This is a genomic window from Archangium sp., from assembly GCF_057119385.1.
The window spans coordinates 64592-82043 of record NZ_DBNGVP010000017.1; the positions used below are offsets into that span (position 1 = coordinate 64592).

At 71.1% G+C, this 17452-nt stretch carries 12 protein-coding genes; 8 read left to right on the forward strand and 4 right to left on the reverse strand.

The window, feature by feature from the left end; genetic code table 11:
- Positions 1-32: 32 nt before the first annotated feature.
- Both AC16DP_RS04155 and AC16DP_RS04160 read right to left on the reverse strand, forming a co-directional pair.
- Positions 33-1022: an FHA domain-containing protein gene (locus AC16DP_RS04155; protein WP_329732438.1), complete on the reverse strand. Its 990-nt coding sequence runs from the start codon at positions 1020-1022 to the stop codon at positions 33-35.
- A gap of 127 nt (positions 1023-1149) precedes the next feature.
- On the reverse strand, positions 1150-2928 hold the full coding sequence (locus AC16DP_RS04160) for a glycoside hydrolase family 3 protein (RefSeq protein WP_329732439.1): 1779 nt from the start codon (positions 2926-2928) through the stop codon (positions 1150-1152).
- 216 nt (positions 2929-3144) lie between these two features.
- On the opposite strand from AC16DP_RS04160, the gene AC16DP_RS04165 reads away from it, so the two are divergent.
- On the forward strand, positions 3145-3606 hold the full coding sequence (locus AC16DP_RS04165) for a PTS sugar transporter subunit IIA (protein WP_047855399.1): 462 nt from the start codon (positions 3145-3147) through the stop codon (positions 3604-3606).
- A gap of 18 nt (positions 3607-3624) precedes the next feature.
- Here AC16DP_RS04165 and dtd read toward each other — a convergent pair whose 3' ends face one another.
- Positions 3625-4104, reverse strand: a complete 480-nt coding sequence (gene dtd, locus AC16DP_RS04170) for a D-aminoacyl-tRNA deacylase (protein WP_329732440.1) — start codon at positions 4102-4104, stop codon at positions 3625-3627.
- 551 nt (positions 4105-4655) lie between these two features.
- On the opposite strand from dtd, the gene dacB reads away from it, so the two are divergent.
- Complete coding sequence (gene dacB / locus AC16DP_RS04175) at positions 4656-6896, forward strand: D-alanyl-D-alanine carboxypeptidase/D-alanyl-D-alanine endopeptidase (RefSeq protein ID WP_329732441.1); 2241 nt, start codon at positions 4656-4658, stop codon at positions 6894-6896.
- A gap of 185 nt (positions 6897-7081) precedes the next feature.
- The gene (locus AC16DP_RS04180) at positions 7082-7603 is read left to right on the forward strand and encodes a single-stranded DNA-binding protein (protein WP_329732442.1); all 522 of its coding nucleotides are present in this window, start codon (positions 7082-7084) and stop codon (positions 7601-7603) included.
- 108 nt (positions 7604-7711) lie between these two features.
- On the opposite strand, the gene AC16DP_RS04185 is transcribed toward AC16DP_RS04180, so the two are convergent.
- A complete protein-coding gene (locus AC16DP_RS04185; RefSeq protein WP_329732443.1) occupies positions 7712-8437 on the reverse strand; it encodes a succinate dehydrogenase/fumarate reductase transmembrane subunit in 726 nt (241 codons plus the stop codon).
- 245 nt (positions 8438-8682) lie between these two features.
- Here AC16DP_RS04185 and hslO point away from each other — a divergent pair, with 245 nt between their 5' ends.
- From hslO to AC16DP_RS04210, 5 genes are all read left to right on the forward strand, one after another.
- The gene (gene hslO, locus AC16DP_RS04190) at positions 8683-9582 is read left to right on the forward strand and encodes an Hsp33 family molecular chaperone HslO (RefSeq protein WP_329732444.1); all 900 of its coding nucleotides are present in this window, start codon (positions 8683-8685) and stop codon (positions 9580-9582) included.
- A 98-nt stretch (positions 9583-9680) separates the two neighbouring features.
- Positions 9681-10355 carry a phosphoribosyltransferase gene (locus AC16DP_RS04195; RefSeq protein ID WP_329732445.1) on the forward strand — a complete coding sequence of 225 codons (675 nt, stop codon included), beginning with the start codon at positions 9681-9683 and terminating at the stop codon, positions 10353-10355.
- Positions 10356-10379: 24 nt separating this feature from the next.
- The gene (selB, locus tag AC16DP_RS04200) at positions 10380-12296 is read left to right on the forward strand and encodes a selenocysteine-specific translation elongation factor (protein ID WP_329732446.1); all 1917 of its coding nucleotides are present in this window, start codon (positions 10380-10382) and stop codon (positions 12294-12296) included.
- Positions 12293-14806 (forward strand): ATP-binding protein, encoded by a 2514-nt coding sequence (locus AC16DP_RS04205; protein ID WP_329732447.1) that lies wholly within the window; start codon positions 12293-12295, stop codon positions 14804-14806. Before selB ends, AC16DP_RS04205 begins: the two co-directional genes overlap by 4 nt.
- Positions 14803-16236 (forward strand): sigma-54-dependent transcriptional regulator, encoded by a 1434-nt coding sequence (locus AC16DP_RS04210; RefSeq protein ID WP_329732448.1) that lies wholly within the window; start codon positions 14803-14805, stop codon positions 16234-16236. The genes AC16DP_RS04205 and AC16DP_RS04210 overlap by 4 nt, the downstream gene beginning before the upstream one ends.
- Positions 16237-17452: the final 1216 nt, after the last annotated feature.

The window sequence follows — 17452 nt, forward strand, 5'->3', positions numbered from 1 at the left end:
GCGGGCGCCGTCCAGGTGCTCACCGCGTGCGGTCAGCCGCGCTCCGTGCCAGTCGGGTGCAGGCGCCGCCAGTCCAGCCGTAGCGTGCGCCCCAGCACGAGCGAGTCCTGCTCGTGCAGCCGGGTCGTCTCGATTCGCGTGGGGCCGCGCCAGGTGCCGTTGGTGCTGGCGGTATCGATGGCCAGCACCTCCTCCCCCAGCCGGACCAGCAGCAGGTGCACGCGCGAGAGCGCGCCGAGCCCCTGCGAGAGACGGATGCCGCAGCGCTCGTAGCGCCCCAGCAGCACGCCCTGCCCCAGATGCTCACGCGAGAGGAAGTGCCGCTCCACCCGCCCCTCCCACTCCAGCCGCAGCTCGGCCCAGGGTGACTCGGGCTCCCCGGGCTCGCTCAGCGTCAGCAGCGCGCCCAGCGGGGAGATCTCCGTCTGGTAGGGCCGGCCGTCCAGCCGCCGACGCCCGGTGCGTGGAGGAGCAGCGGCCCCGGCGGAGCGCTGGTCCAGGAACCGGCGCGCGGGCAGTGCCCTCCAGGCTTCCTCGGCTCGCGCCGGCCAGGGGGCCTCGCCATGCCCTTGGAGCGGGAGGAAGAGGAGGGCGTACGGGCCCACGGCGGCGTAGAGCGGCCCCTGGGTCCTCACCGCCGCGTTGAACCGGCCGTCCTCGGTCATGAAGGGCCGCCCGGTGTGCAGCTCCCAGAGCCAGAGGAGCGGCGGGGTGCCGGGGGCGGCCGGGCCCGCGTGTGCCACCAGGTGCCGCAACGAGAGGGAGTCGCACCCCAGCCGCAGACCACAACCGGTATGCCGGCCGATGACCAGGGAGTGGCCGGAGCCGAGCCCCACCGCGTCCACCACGCGCGCGTGCACGTCCACCGCCGCCACGAGCACCATCGGGCGGCGGGCCTGGCGGGCCAACATGCTCAGCCACTCATGGGCGGCGATGAACGCCTCGCGCATCTCCAGAGGGGAGTAGAGGAATGGGGGCAGATCCGTTCCCCCCAGGTGGGTCTTGTGGTTTTCGTGCGGCATCCGTCACCGGTCAGCGCGTCAGGCGGCAGCGAGGGTCCCCGGTACACCACATCCGCCGTCGTCTCGTCCAGCCCCACCTCTCCGGTCCCCTCCACGCGCTCGGGAGGTCCCCCCGTAAGACACGCCCCTAGCGCTTGCCGTGCTCCGAGCGGGCGGTCCGCTTGGGGCCCGGCGCCTCCAGTCCGTGACCGAAGGCGAGCCGGCTCAGTCCCACGGGGAGCCGGCCCGGCGTGCCAATCTCCCCGAAGAGGGCGGCGGCGGCGGCCTCGGTGGCGGCGGGCTGGTACGAGTAGATGGCCAGCACGGCCCGGGCCTCGTCGGCTTGTTCGGCGAGGTAGGGCAGCCCCATGGACACCACCAGCACCGGGCGTCCGGTGGCGGCGGCCAGGGTGACGAGCTCGAGCTGGCGGGAGTTGATGATTCCCACCACCACCACGTCCGAGCCCAGGGCCAGGCGGCGGGCCTGCTGCCTCAGCACGGCGCGGCGGGCCGGTGAGGGCCACGTGGGCACGTTGAGCACCTGGGCGCCGGGCACGCGCTCGAGGATGGCCTCGCCCAGCGAGCGCTCCGGGGTGATGAGGCCCAGGCGCGTGCCGGGGGAGAGCGGGAAGTGCTTGCCGTCGGTGCGCAGCAGGGTGACGGCGGCGCGCGCGATGCGGTGGGCCACCTCGGCGTTCTCCGGCGCGGGGGGCGTGGCCAGGCGCTCCTCCAGGAGGGGCGGTGGCTCGAAGAGGCCGCGGCGCAGCTTGGAGGTGAGGATGCGGCGCACGGCCTCGTCCAGCCGGGCCCGGGGAAGCTCGCCGCTCCAGGCCGCCGTCATGAGGGCCTCGTACACCTCCGTCTTCTTCTCCGCGCGCCAGGGGACGAGCACCATGTCCGCGCCGGCCTTCACCGCCATCACCGCGGCCCGGCCCACGCCGTAGCGCCGGGCGATGGCGTCCATCTCCAGCTCGTCGGTGAGCACCAGCCCGTCGAAGCCGAGCCGCTGGCGCAGCAGCCCGTCCAACACCTGGGGGTGGACGGTGGCCGGCATGTCGTCGCCGGTGAGGCCGGGCACGGCCACGTGGGCCGTCATCAACCCGTCCAGCCCGTCCTGGATGACGGCGTGGAAGGGCTCCATCTGGGCGAGCACCTCCTCGCGGGACTCGCGCATGACGGGCAGGGCGGTGTGGCTGTCCGCGTCGGTGGAACCATGGCCGGGGAAATGCTTGGCCACGGTGACGAGCCCCGCGTCCTGCTGGCCGCGCACGAAGGCCCGCCCCAGCTCGGAGACGAGGGGCACCGAGTCGCCATAGGAGCGGATGCCGATGACGGGGTTGCGCGGGTTGAGGTTGACGTCCAGCACGGGCGCCAGGTTCATGTTGAAGCCCAGGCGCTTGAGGTCCTCCCCCTGGGCGAGCCCCGCGGCGTAGGCCAGCTCCGCCGAGCGGGTGGCCCCCAGCGCCATGTTGCCCGGCAGCACCACCACGTCCTCCTTCACCCGCACCACGTTGCCCCCCTCCTGGTCCAGCGCGAGGAAGGGGGGGATGCCATCGGCCAGCAGCTGGCGCAGGCCGTCGTTGAGGCGGGCCACCTGCTCGCCGCTGGCGATGTTGCGCCGGAAGAGGCACACCCCGCCCACCCGGCGGCCTCGCACCAGCGCCTCCACGGACTCGTCCACCGTGGTGCCGCCAAAGCCCACCATCATCAGCTGGCCCACCTTGTCCTCGAGGGACAGGCCCCCGAGGAGGTGCTCGGCACGGGCCCGGAGCACCTCGTCCGCCGAGGGCGGGGCGGGGGGAGGGGGCTGCTCGGCCTGGGCGGGGGCCTGGGGCCCGGAGGCCTCGGGCGGGCCGGCGGTGGTGGCACAGGCCCCCAGGCAGAGGACGAGCGGGAGCAGGAGTGCGCGGAGGGGCCGGGGGAACACGGTGGGGGTGGAGCCTAGACGAGCCCTTCGCGCCCTCCATTTTCTGGCCGGAGAAATGGGGCACACCCACCGTCATGGCTCCTGCCCCGCTTCGCCTGACGAGCAGATGACGGAGGAATCCACCCGGATGCGGACAGGGCAGGCAGGCGACCCTTGCGCGAATCCAGGCTCAGGAGTAATTGCCCGCACAGGCAGCGCCACCGCGGGAGCGCCAGCTTGCGAATCTCCGAGTTCCTCAGCCCAGAAGCCCTGATCGCGGACCTGCAGGCCCGCGACAAGCAGGCGGTGCTGCGCGAAATGAGCGCCGTGCTCGCCCGGGCCCATCCCTCCTTGAAGGAGGAGCGTCTCGTGGAGGTGTTGCGCGAGCGCGAGAAGCTGGGCTCCACCGGCATCGGCGAGGGCGTGGCCATCCCCCACGGCAAGCTGCCCGGGCTCACCAACCTGGTGGCCGCCTTCGGCGTGTCGCGTCAGGGCGTGGACTTCGAGGCCATCGACGGCAAGCCCACCCACCTCTTCTTCGCCCTGGTGGCTCCGGAGAACAGTGCCGGTGTCCACCTCAAGGCACTGGCGCGCATCTCGCGCCTCTTCAAGAATCCCCGCTTCCGCGCCTCCATCCTCGAGGCCACCTCGGCCGCGGACATCCACGCGCTGATCGTCCAGGAGGATGCCCGGCCCTGACTCGGGGCCGCGTCCGGCTCAGCGTGTGGCGGGAGGGGCTCCGCTTCCGGGGCTCGCTCCCGGGCTCTCCAAGAGAATGGTGACGGGGCCGTCGTTGACGAGCGCCACCTTCATGTCCGCCGCGAAGATGCCCGTGCCCACCGTGAGGCCGCGGGCGCGCAGCACCTCGCAGACGCGCTCGTAGAGGGCCTTGGCGCCCGCCGGCTCCATGGCGTCGATGAAGCTGGGCCGCCGGCCCTTGCGCGCATCCCCGTAGAGGGTGAACTGGCTGACGACGATGAGCTGCCGGGAGGTGTCCTCCAGGGAGAGGTTCATCTTGCCCGCGGCGTCCTCGAAGATGCGCAGCGTGGCGAGCTTCTCCGCCATCCACGCCACGTCGGCCTCGGTGTCCCCCTTGCCCACTCCGAGCAGCACGAGCAGCCCCGGGCCCACCTGGCTGACGCGCTCGCCGTTGACGGTGACGGAGGCCTCGAGGACGCGCTGGACCACTGCCTTCATGTCGTGCTCACGGGAGGGGGAGGGCGGGGTTGATTGCCCGTCCGGCGGGGAACGATCGGACCGCGGCCAACGTACCCAGGGCGGACCCCCCCAGGCAAACCTCGTGAACGCCGTGTGCCCGGGCTGGGTGAAGACGCGCATGGGAGGCGCGCACGCACCCCGAGGGGTGGAGGAGGGCGCGGACACGATCGTATGGGCCGCAACGCTTCCCCCGGAGGGCCCCTCGGGGGGCTTCTTCCGCGACCGCCGATCCATCCCCTGGTAGTCAGAGGCGCGCGGGCGTCTCCGTCCCTGGACGAGCCTGTCGGAGCCGCTCTCACTCCCCCGGAGTGCCGTCACCATGTCGTCACGGGTGGGCAGGCTCATTTCTCGGGAAACCCGCCTGGCCGCCTGCCCGTTTTCCCATGAAGAGAGCACTGGTCCACAGATGCGGTAACGCTTTGCCGCCTGGTGGAAGGCCGGGCGCCCATGAGGGCAGCTCCGGTGAAGTGTCTCCCTTGCCGCCCCCCAGTCCGCCTCCCATAATGGCCCTCACTTTTCCCGGAGAGCACGTGCAGGTCCACCGAGCCAGAACACTCTTGGCCGTGACGGTCGCCATTTTCGTCACGCTTCCGCGCGCGGGTTTCGGCGCGCCGGACGACAAGAAGCGCGCGGAGCGCGAGGCCCTCAGGGCTTCGCTGATGCAGGTGCTGCAGCGCGAGCCCCTCAACGCCAGCCGCGTGGCCGTCCACATGATGAGCCTCGATGACGGCAGCGTGGTGTTCAGCCACAACGCCGACGAGCTGCTCAACCCCGCCTCCAACGTGAAGCTCGTCACCTCGGCGGCGGCCCTCAGCACGCTGGGGCCCGAGTACCGCTACGAGACCGAGTTCCTCGTGGAGTCCGAGTCCGATGGCCTCAAGGCCAAGACGCTCTACGTCCGGGGCAAGGGCGACCCCTCCATCACCACCGAGCGCCTCTACGGCATCGTGGGCGAGCTCTTCCACACCGGCCTGCGCGAGGTGCAGGACATCATCGTGGACGACTCGTGGTTCGACGCCGAGCGCACGCCGCCCGGTTTCGATCAGGAGGACTCGGACCGCGCGTACATGGCGCCCACGGGGGCGTTGAGCCTCAACTGGAACGCGGTGGGCGTGTACCTGCGCCCCGGTGACACCCTCGGCGCCAAGGGCGTGGTGGAGGTGGAGCCGCAGAGCGACTTCTTCGTGGTGGAGAACACGCTGACCACCGGCAATGCCCGGGCGCGCCGCTTCTCGGTGGCCTCGGACGCCGCGGGGACGCAGCAGAAGATCATCGTGCGGGGCCAGGTGCCGCTCGGCGGCGCCTACATGAGCGTCTACAAGAAGATCGACAACCCGCCCATGTACTTCGGCCAGACGCTCAAGCAGATGCTGAACGCGCGGGGCGTGAAGGTGAAGGGCAAGGTGAAGGCGGGCCTCACGCCGTCCAAGGCGAAGCTGGTGTACGTGTCCCAGTCGGAGACGTTCGATCTCATCCTCAAGCGGCTCAACAAGCTCTCCAGCAACTTCGTGGCCGAGACGCTCCTCAAGACGATGGGCGCCGAGGCGCGGGGCGCGCCGGGCAGCTTCGCCAAGGGCATCGACGTGGTGGAGGACTTCCTCGCGCGCGAGGTGGGCATCCCCCGCGGCACCTACGTGATGAAGAACGGCAGCGGCCTGAACGACGCCAACCGCTTCTCCGCCGCGCAGTTCGACCGGATCCTCCGCTACATGTACGAGCGCTTCCCGCTGGCGCCCGAGTACCTGTCCTCGCTGGGCATCGCCGGCAAGGACGGCACGCTCAAGTACCGCTTCGACGGGACGGAGGCGGTGGGGCGGCTGCGCGCGAAGACGGGCACGCTGGAGAACGTGTCGGCGCTGAGCGGCTACGTGCAGGCGGCCGGTGGGGAGAAGTTCATCTTCTCCATGATGGTGAATGACTACCCGGGCCGCTCGGGCCCCGTGGTGCGCGGGCTGGACGCGCTGGGCGCGGGCCTGGCCTCGGTGGGCTCCACGATGGGCCCCGGGCGCGCGGTGGCGGAGCTCGGTGGCGAGCAGTCCAGCAGCCCCCAGGCGGAAGTGGTCAGCCGGGTGAAGACGTACCTGGCGCTGGGCAGCCAGCGGGATTCGCGCAACATCGGCTTCCTGCGCACGGCGTGGCGCAGCGAGAGGGACCCCGCGGTGCGGGCGGTGGTGGCCGAGAGCCTCTACCAGTCCAACCCGCAGGACTACCTCGGGGTGCGCACGCTGCTGGACAGCTACTCGGCGGGCACGGACGTGTATGGCCGGCTGCGCGCGGTGGCGCGGGAGCTGTCGGTGGACGTGCCGGGCCTGGGCAGCATGGTGGAGCTGGCGGCCAGCGGCAACGCCGAGGCGCTCTCGCGCGTCATCGAGCTGTCGTCGGCCGCCTCGGGTGACGCCACCTCGGAGACGGAGATGGCCGAGGGCCTGGGCGCGGTGGCGCGCACGGCGCCCGAGGAGCTGGTGCTGGCGCTCAAGGGCGCGTCCGCGAAGGACCGCGAGGTGGCCACCACGCTGCTGGCGCGCGGGCTGGTGCTGGCCGGCGAGGCGGAGCACCCCTTCTGGAAGGCGCTGAAGAAGAGCCTGGGCTCCACGGACACGAAGCTGGCGGAGTTCGCCCGCTCGCTGGATGGGGCGCTGTCGCGCAAGGTGGCCGAGGAGAAGGCGCCCAAGCCGGCGGTGGTGCCCGCGCAGGTGGTGGCTCCGGCCTCCGCCGTCCAGGTGGGTCCCACGGGTGCCGAGCGCACCGCCGAGACCCGTCCGGGCGGGTGAATCCAGCCCCTGGACGCTCGGCCGCCCTCCGTCCCAGCACCGGAGAGATGACCGGGTGAATCCCTGTTCAGGGGGGGACTCGCCCGGTATGCTATAGGGCGAGTCCGGTGGTGGGTGTTGGGCCCCCACCCGACGCAATGTGACCGGTCCGCGGTGGACCGGTCCTCGTGGAAAGGCAAGGCATCATGGCTGGAGGAGTCAACAAGGTCATCCTCATCGGCAACCTCGGCGCGGACCCGGAGGTGCGTTTCACCCCGGGCGGCCAGGCGGTCGCCAACTTCCGCATCGCCACCAGCGACACCTGGACGGACAAGAACGGCCAGAAGCAGGAGCGCACGGAGTGGCACCGCATCGTCGTGTGGGGGAAGCTCGCGGAGCTGTGCGGCGAGTACCTGAAGAAGGGCCGGCAGTGCTACGTCGAGGGCCGCCTGCAGACGCGGGAGTGGACCGACAAGGAGAACCGGAAGAACTACACCACCGAGGTGGTGGCCAACGCGGTGACCTTCCTCGGCGGCCGTGATGGCGCCGGAGCGGGCGCGGGCGGTGGCGGTGGTGGTGGCCGCGGCGGTGGCTACTCGCAGCAGCGCGGCGGGGGCCAGCAGCAGGGCGGTGGTTACGACGACTACGGTCCGCCCCCCATGGGCATGGACGAGGGTGGCGGTGGTGGTGGCGGCAACGGCGGCGGGGACGACGACATCCCGTTCTAGGGCCGAGCGCCCCGGCGCATGGAAGTGAAACGGCCGCTCCCGGGAGACCGGGGCGGCCGTTCGCCTGTCCGGAGCCCGGCGCGCGGGCTCCTGGAGAGGGGGGGGAGACTAGTGGTCCGACTCCACGCCCCGCGCCTGCATGATGCGGGCGCGCTCCTGCATGACCTCCTCGGTGCCACCGGCCTTGTAGAGCGCGAAGAGGGCGCCCCAGCCGATGCCGAGCAGCACGAGGAAGATGACGATGGACCAGGGCTCGAAGCGGCGCATGGAGCGCTCGGAGGCCAGCAGGCCCCAGCCCATGGCGAAGCCCTGGAGGCCGTTGGCCAGGTGGTAGGCCGTGCCCAGCACGCCCAGCGTGTAGACGGCGATGGTGGGCGGGTGCCAGTGCATCTCGTAGGCGATGGCGGCGAAGGGCTCGGGGCCGCCGTAGATGAGGTGCGGCTGGAGGAAGGCCAGCCAGATGTGGGCGCCCAGGAAGGCGAGCACGCCCAGGCCGGCCACGCGCTGAACGATGTACTTGAGGTTGCCGTAGTAGGGGTAGGCGAGGTTGTTCGGCTTGAAGCTGAACATGCGCACCAGGCCCCAGCCGGTGTGGAAGAGCAGCGGCAGGATGACGATGAGGAAGGTGAAGGCCTGAGCGAACGGGTTCTTGTACTGCGTCACCGCCGTCTGCCAGGCCGCGCCCCCGTAGAAGGCGGCGAGGTTGTCCCACAGGTGGTTCACCACCCAGATGCTCAGCGGCACCACGGCGAGGAACGAGCCCAGGCGGGACTGGAGGAGCGGTGTCTTCTGGGACTGGGAGAGATCGGAAGCGGTGGCGGCGTGCGTGCTCATCGGTACTCCGGACATCGCGCGGTTGGGGGCCGCATGAGTGACAGTCGGACGGACAGGGGGTTATAGCCGGTCCCGGGAGCGGGTGAGACTTTCCGCCATCAGATGGGCCAGCCGGGGCGCACGGAGGTATCAGCCGGGGTGATGCGTGCCAGGAGGCCCCGCTGGCTGGCGCCCGGCCGGGGGAGCCCGGGGGTTGAATGTCATTGGCGAGCGACCCGCGGGTGGGCACGCTACTTCCAGACCCTATGGCCGATGAACTCGTCAGTGGATTGTTGAAGGAAACCGACCTGCGCGTGGTGCTCGTCACCACCAGTGAGCTCTCCAGGCGGGCGCGCGAGCTGCACCGCTCCGCGACGGCCTCGGCCTCGTTGATGGCGGAGGCGCTCACCGCCGGGGCCCTGATGGCCTCGCTGCAGAAGAGCGACTCGCGCATCAACCTGCAGCTGGAGTGCGACGGGCCGTTGCGAGGCCTCTTCGTGGACGCGGACACCGCGGGCGTGCTGCGGGGCTACGCCAAGAATCCCCTCGTGTCCCACCTGGGCGCCGAGGGCGCGTACCACTGGCGTCCGGCGCTGGGGAACAAGGGCTACCTGTCGGTGCTGCGCGACCTGGGCGGGGGCGAGTACTACCGCTCGGCGGTGGAGCTCGAGGCCTTCGATCTGACCAAGGACCTGGAGCGCTACTTCTCCATCTCGGATCAGCTGCCCACGCGCGTCTACCTCACCGTGCTGCCGGGCGAGGCCAACGGCGTCCCCGAGCCCCTGGGCACCGTGGCCGGCCTGTTCCTCCAGCCGTTGCCGGACGGGGACCAGGCGGCCTTCCGGGAGCTGGGCGAGCGGCTCGCCAGGGACTTCGAGTCCGCCGTGAAGGCGCATGGGGCCCAAGGGGCGACGGCGCTCCTCAAGGCGCTGGTGCCCCAGCCGGACCTGGAGGTGATGTCGCGCTACCCCCTGTCCTTCACCTGCAGTTGCAGCAAGGAGCGGGTGAAGCGGGCCCTGGTGACCATGGGCCGGGCGGAGCTGGAGGACATCCTCGCCAACGAGGGGGAGGCCAAGGCGGACTGCCACTTCTGTACGACGCACTACGTCGTCACCGGGGAGGAGATTCGCGAGATTTTGGCGGAGATGGCCCAGGCCATGAGCTGAGCCGGGCTGGAGGGCGGGCAGGCGGGCTCCGGCGGGAGTGGCGGCACCGCGCGGCCCGGGGTATGACGCGGCCCGCACCCCAGACCGGAGTCCTCCCCGTGGCCACCAAGCGGGCAACGCCCACGAAGGCACCGCCCACCCAGGCAACGCCCAAGGGCACGAAGGGCAAGCCTTCCCAGAAGCAGCAGGTGGAGAAGCTCGTCTCCATCCCGTCGGACATGGTCCTCGCACCTCAGGTCGAGGCGCCGCGCCAGCTCACCGGGAGAGACCAATCCCGTTCGAACCGGAGCGTGCAGGAGCTGTCCTGGGCGGAGTTCGACCGCGCGGTGCAGACGCTCGCGCGCCACATCAGCCAGTCCTTCAAGCCCCAGGCGGTGGTGGGCGTGGCGCACGGCGGAGTGTTCGTCGGCGGAGCGCTGTCGAGCGCGCTCGGCTGTGACTTCTACCCGGTGCGCATCAGCCGCCGCAGCCGCGACAAGGGCGTGGCCAAGCCGAAGCTGAGCGGGGAGATGCCGCGCGAGCTCAAGGGCAAGCGCGTGCTCATCGTGGACGACGTCGTCTCCAGTGGCGACACGCTGGAGCTGGCCACCGCGCTGGCCCAGAAGGTGGGGGCGAAGGAAGTGAACACCGCCTCGCTGGTGGCGCGGCCCGGGGGCTTCGCCCCGAGCTTCTGCGCGCTGCCCACCGACGCGCTCGTCGTGTTCCCGTGGGACTACGAGGCCGTCACCGAGGACGGGCGCTTCGACGTGGACCCGGACAAGGCGGGCGCCTAGCCGGGAGGGAGGGCCAGGGGCGAGATGATCATCGGCACCGCGGGGCACATCGATCACGGCAAGACGTCACTGGTCAAGGCGCTCACCGGTATCGACACCGACAGGCTCAAGGAGGAGAAGCGCCGGGGCATCACGCTCGAGCTGGGCTTCGCGCACCTGACGCTCGACGACGGCACGGTGGCGGGCGTGGTGGACGTGCCCGGGCACGAGCGCTTCGTGAAGGCGATGGCGGCGGGCGCCGGCGGGGTGGACCTGGCGGTGCTGGTGGTGGCGGCGGACGAGGGCGTGATGCCCCAGACGCGCGAGCACCTGGACATCTGCCGGCTGCTCGGCGTGAAGGCCGGGGTCATCGCGCTCACCAAGTCGGACCTGCTGGCGGAGCTGGGCGCCGAGTGGCGCGCGCTGGTGGAGGCGGACCTGGCCACGTTGGTGGCGGGCACCTTCCTGGAGGGCGCGCCGGTGGTGCCCGTGTCCTCGAAGACGGGCGAGGGGTTGGACGCGCTGCGCGCCGCGCTCACCCGGGCCGCCCGGGGATTGAGCTCGCGCCCCGCGGAGGGCCCCGCCTTCCTGCCGGTGGACCGGGCCTTCACCATCAAGGGTTTCGGCACGGTGGTGACGGGCACGCTGCTGTCGGGCACCTTCGCGGTGGAGGACGCCGTGTCGCTGTTGCCGGGGCTGCCGGGACCGCTGCGTGTGCGCGGGCTGCAGATGCACGGCGAGGCGGTGCGGAAGGTGGCGGCGGGCCAGCGCACCGCGGTGAACCTGACGGGCGTGGAGCCCGAGGCGATTGCGCGCGGCATGGTGCTGGTGAAGGCCGGCGAGGTGCCCGAGACGCGCATGCTGGACGTGGAGCTGAGCCTGCTGCCCGCGGCGGAGGAGGGGCTTCCCAAGCGCCGCAAGCTGTTGCTGCACCTGGGCACCGCGCAGGTGGAGGCCACGGTGGCGCTGTTGGACCTGGAGAAGCTGGAGCCGGGAGAGACGACGCTCGCGCAGCTGCGGCTGTCCGAGCCGATGGCGGCGTTGCCGGGCCAGCGCTTCATCCTCCGGGGCTCGCGCGTGCTGCCGGGCCGGGGCGCCACGCTGGCCGGTGGGCGCGTGCTGTCCATCACCCCGCCGCGCCGCCGCAAGGGAGGCGCCGAGGTGGTGGCGCCGCTGCTGGAGGCGGACGCGGGAGGCCAGGTGACGTGGTTGCTGCGCCAGTCGGGCTACCGGGGCCTCACGCAGCAGGAGCTCTTCGCCCGCTCGGCGCTCGCGCCCAAGGTGCTCTCCCGGGCGCTGGAGTTGCTGGGTGCGCGGGGCACGGCGCTGCTGGTGGACCGGGAGAAGCGGCTGTACGTCTCGGGCGAGGTGTTCGAGGGGCTGCAGGCGCGCGCCCTGGCGCTGCTCGCGGCCTTCCACGAGCGCGAGCCGCTGCGCGAGGGCCTGTCGCGCGAGGAGCTGCGCCAGCGGCTGTCGGGCGAGCTGGACGCGCGCCTCTTCACCCGGGTGGTGCAGGCGCTGACGGACGCGGGGAAGGTGGAGGTGGACAAGGAGGTGGTGCGCCTCAAGGGGCGTGGGCGGACGCTGTCGCTGGACGAGGACGCGGCGCGCACGCGGCTGGTGGCGGACCTCTCCGCGGCGGGACTGGCGCCGCCCACGCTCAACGAGCTGGCCGAGCGGCTGCGGTTGCCGGCGGCCCGGGTGCAGGAGCTGCTCAAGGTGGCGGTGGCGGAGGGCCGGGTGGTGCGCGTCAGTGAAGAACTGTTCTTCGACACGGGGGCGCTGGCGGGATTGAAGGAGCGGCTGGTTGCCCACCTGCGCGAGAAGAAGGAGATTTCCACCCAGGCCTTCAAGGAGCTGGTGGGCCAGAGCCGGAAGTTCGTGATTCCCCTCTCGGAGTACTTCGACCGCGAGAAGGTGACGCTGCGGGTCGGAGAGAAACGGGTGCTGCGGCGCGCATGAGGACGAGGCGTTACAGCGAGGCGGCCCTGCGGGACCTCATCGACTCCTTCGGCAACCCCATGTACGTGGCGCATGGGGGCCGGGTGTTGGCGGCCAACGAGGCCTACCTGGAGATGCTGGGGCGGAGCCGGGAGCAGGTGGAGGGCCGCCTCTTCCTGGAGTTCGTGCGTCCGGAGGATCGGACGCGGCTGGAGGTGCGCCAGCGGCAGCGGGAGGAGGGGACGCTGAAGGAGCCGGATCCCCAGCGCTACCTGATGCCGAGGGCGGATGGGGGGACGCTGGAGGTGGCCTCCCACGTGCGGTACGTGGAGGTGGAGGGCGTGGGCGCGGCGATGCTCGTCAACTGCCTGGTGCTGGGGCAGCGGCCGGCGGAGCTGGCGGTGGCCGAGCGCCTGGTGGAGACGAGCGCGGAGCTCGTCGCGGCGCGCTCGGAGGAGGCGGTGCGGCGGGTGGCGCTGACGGGCCTCACCCACGCGGGCTTCTCCGCGAGCTTCCTGGTGCGGGACGGGGAGCGCTTCCTCGCGCGGGATGGAGCCCTGCCTCCGGAGGATGGGGCGCTGGGACTGCGGGCGCTGTCCGAGGGGCGGCCCGTGTTCGGCCCTCTCCGGGATGGAGCCACGCCCGTCTACCTTCCGCTGGGCACCACGCTGTCGGAGGTGCTGTGGGTGTGCGGGGTGGGGCTGTCCCCGTCCTACGGCTCGGTGCTGGCGCTCTTCGCCAAGGTGGTGGGCGCGGCCCTCACCGACGCGCGGCTGCTGACGGACGTGGAGCGGGGCCGGTGGGAGATGGTGGCGGTGGCCGAGGCGGCGCGCTTCGTCGCCCAGCCGGAGCCGCCTTCCGCCGAGGACTTCCTGTCGCGCCTGGCCTCGCTGCTCGGCGCGGAGGCCGTGCTGCTGTACGCGCCCCGGACGCCCGAGGGCGAGCTCGTCCTCACCGGGCAGGTGGGGCTGGATGGGGAGCTGAAGCAGGTGCTCGCCGCGCCGTTGGGAGGCCTGTCGCCGTCCGTGGTGGTGGCCCGGGGCGCGGTGCTCTCCAACGAGGCCGAGGAGCGCGCGCTGCTGGAGGCCACGGGCGGCCGTCTGGGCTGTGGCGCGGCGGTGCGCCTGGCGCATGGGGGCCACCCGCGGGGGCTCCTCCAGGTGTTGCGGGCTCCCGGGCGCCCCTTCGTCGGGGCGGACCTGCGGCTGCTGGGCACGCTGTCCGAGCTGTTGATGACGCTGTTGGATCAACGCCGTCTGCGCACCGAGTCCGCCCGGCAGCTCGCGGACACGCGCCTGCTGCTGGACCTGGCCCGGACCACCACCGCCACGCTGGAGGTGGCCAGCATCCTGGACGTGGCCTCGGACTTCCTCGTGAAGCTGCTGGACGTCTCCAACTGCTTCATCCTCCTGCACGACGAGCAGCAAGGGGTGCTGCGAGGCGCCGCCGCCTCCGCCACCCACCGCGACTTCTTCCGGGGCGTGGTGATTCCGGTGGATGAGACCGGCAGCGTCGTCGCGCGCGTGGCCCGCGAGCGCCGGCCGATCGCCGTGCCGGACCTGTCCAAGGTCGAGGGCATGGAGCAGCGCGAGCTCGTCCGCCGCTTCGAGGAGAAGGCCCTGCTGGCCCTGCCGCTCACCTCGCGCGAGGAGCTCATCGGCGTGGTGCTGCTGGACGACACCCGCCAGCCGCGCGACTTCGACACCGCCTTCGTCGAGCTGGCCGAGGCCACGTGCGGGCAGATCGCCCTGGCCATCGCCAACGCCCGGCTCTACGAGTCGCTCTGGGCTTCCTACGCGGAGCTGGCCGCCGCGCGCGCGGAGATGGTGCAGCGCGAGCGCTTCGCCGCGCTCGGCGAGCTGTCGGCCATCGTGGCCCACGAGGTGCGCAACCCGCTGGGCGTCATCTTCAACGCCGTGGCCTCGCTGCGCCGCCTGCTCAACAAGGCCGAGGGTGACGCGGCCATGCTGCTGGACATCCTCGCGGAGGAGAGCGACCGGCTCAACCGCATGGTGGGGGACCTGTTGGACTACACCCGCCCGCGGGAGACGATCCTCCAGGCCGAGGACGTGCCCCGGGTGTTGCAGGACGCGCTGGACTTCGCGCGCTCCCAGCAGCAGAGCATCTCCAACCGTGTCACGCTCGCCGTGGACGTGGCGGAGGACGTGCCTCGCGTGCCGATGGACCGGCGGCTCATCCGCCAGGCGCTCGTCAACGTGCTGGTCAACGCCATCCAGGCCATGCCGCAGGGGGGGGTGGTGCAGGTGCGCGCCCGCCGCGAGGCGCATGGCAACAAGGACGTGCTGCGCATCGACGTGGCGGACCAGGGCTGTGGCATCCCCACCGAGCTGGTGCACCGCGTCTTCGAGCCCTTCTTCACCACGAAGGCCCAGGGCACGGGACTGGGGCTCGCCGTGGTCAAGCGCAACGTCGAGGTGCACCACGGCGAGCTGGCCCTGGAGAGCACGCCGGGCCGTGGCACCACCTTCACCTTCCGTCTTCCCCTCACCCAGCCGACGAGTCTGCCGTGAACGACGCATCGACGCCCCTGACCCGTAGTTGCATCCTGGTCGTGGACGACCAGCGCAACATGCGAGCCACCACCGCGCTCCTCCTGCGCTCCGAGGGTTACACGGTCCTCGAGGCCGCCACGGGGGAGGATGCGCTCACCACCCTGTCGAGCAACAGGGTGGACTTGATGCTGACGGACTTGAAGATGGAGCCCATGGACGGGCTCACCCTGCTGAAGAAGGCGCTGGAGGTGGCGCCGCGCCTGCAGGTCATCATGATGACGGCCTTCGGCTCCATCGAGAGCGCGGTGGAGGCCATGCGCCAGGGGGCGTTCGACTACGTCACCAAGCCCTTCAAGGAGGGCGAGCTGCGCTACCGGGTGGAGCGCGCGCTGGAGCGGGCCCAGCTGCAGAGGACGGTGGACCTGCTCGCCGACGAGTTCAACGAGCGCCACGGCCTGAGCGCGCTGGTGGGCCGCAGCGCGGCGATGCGAGAGCTGACGTCGCGCCTGATGCGCGTGGCGCAGAGTGACGCCACGGTGCTGGTGCAGGGCGAGAGCGGCACGGGCAAGGAGCTGGTCGCCCGCGCGGTGCACGCGCACAGCCGGCGCAAGGACAAGCCCTTCGTCCCCGTCAACTGCGCCGCCATCTCCGAGACGCTGCTGGAGAGCGAGCTGTTCGGCCACGCCAAGGGCGCCTTCACCGGTGCGGTCCGGGCCCGGCGGGGGCTCGTGGAGGAGGCGGACGGTGGCACGCTCTTCATCGACGAGGTGACGGAGACGACGCCGGCCTTCCAGTCCAAGCTGCTGCGCACGCTGCAGGAGGGCGAAGTGCGGCGCGTGGGCGAGTCCACCTCCACGAAGGTGGACGTGCGGATTGTCGCCGCCACCAACCGGGACATCGAGCTGGAGGTGCGCGAGAAGCGCTTCCGGCAGGACCTCTACTACCGGCTGAACGTGGTGACGCTGCGGGTGCCGCCCCTGCGCGAGCGCCTGGAGGATGTGCCCGAGCTGGCCGAGCACTTCCTCAAGCGGGCCAACGCGCGCAGTCCCAACCCGAAGCGGCTGTCGGAGGCGGCGGTGGGGCACCTGACGGGCTACAGCTTCCCGGGCAACGTGCGCGAGCTGGAGAACCTGGTGGAGCAGGCGGCGGCGCTGGCCGAGGGCGTGGAGCTGCTGCCCGAGGACTTCCCGCTGCGCCCCAACACCCGCGTGGAGGTCAGCGGCCCGGTGGGGAGCCCGCCAGTGCCCGCCCTGGACCTCAGCACGCGGATGCCCACCCTGGCCGAGGCGGTGGAGGAGGCCGAGCGGCGGGCCATTGCCCAGGCCCTGGAGAAGCACGGGGTGGACCTGGGCCGCGTGGCCGAGGAGCTGGCCGTCTCCTCCACGACGCTGTGGCGGAAGATGAAGCGCCTCAACCTGCGTCCGTCCGGAGCGGATCATCGGGACTGATTCCGCACGGCGGATGTCGGGTAGGGCACACCCCGCCAGGAATGAAATGCCCCTTCAATCCTGAAAAGCGGAAGTGCTTGAGATGATTGCGGATTTTCACTTCTGCAAAGGGATTGCAGGATTGCAATGCGAGGAGGGCGGCGCTGGGGGCCTGTCCGAGTGCTAAGTGCTTGAAGTTACTGGAGTCTGAGATTCCAGGAGTGCTGGCACGGCGAGTGCTAAAGCATGCAACCGGAGCACGTCGATGTAGCGCTGAAGAGGTTCCCCCCCACCACTTCAGTGTCTCCGATGAGCTTAATTTAGAAGAACCCGCGGCCCGGTCCCCTTCATGAGGGTGCCGGGCCGCCTTCTTTTGGGCTCTGGGCGAATCCCGCTTTTCACTTCTGCAAGGGCATTTCAGGGTTGCAATGCAGGGCTGCAAACCGCCGGGGAGGGGAGGGCGGGCCCGAGACGCCAGATGCCCGGAATCACTGGACATTCGAGGCCCGGAAAGGCTGGCACGGCGGCTGCTATAGGTGGATACAGAGCACGTCGAAGTGAGGCTGAAGAGGTTCCCCCCCACCGCTTCAGCACTTCCGGTGAGCTTCCGAGAAGAACCCGCGGCCCGGTCCCCTTCATGAGGGTGCCGGGCCGCCTTCTTTTCGGGCCTCGAAATCCACGGTTGGGGTCTTTTCACTTCTGCAAGGGCATTTCAGGGCTGCATTTCAGGGCTGCAATGGCGCGGTCGGCGCCGGAGCGGCCCCTACGCCAGATGCTCGGAATCATTGGACATTCGAGGCGCGGAGGGGTTGGCACGGTGGGTGCTAAAGCGTAGAGACGGAGCACGTCGAAGCGAGGCTGAAGTGGTTCCCCCCCACCCCTTCAGCACCTTCCGGTGAGCTTCTTGAGAAGACCTGCGGCCCGGTCCCCTTCCTGAGGGTGCCGGGCCGCCTTCTTTTCGGGCCCTGGGGCCCAGAGCGCTCCCTTCCACCACGCGACGCCGAGCCTTTTCACTTCTGCAAGGGCATTTCAGGGCTGCAATGCAGGGCTGCAATGGCGCGGTCGGCGCCGGAGCGGTCCATGCGCCAGATGCTCGGAATCATTGGACATTCGAGGCGCGGAGGGGCTGGCACGGCGGGTGCTAAAGCGTGGAGACGGAGCACGTCGAAGCGAGGCTGAAGTGGTTCCCCCCCACCCCTTCAGCACCTTCCGGTGAGCTTCTTGAGAAGACCTGCGG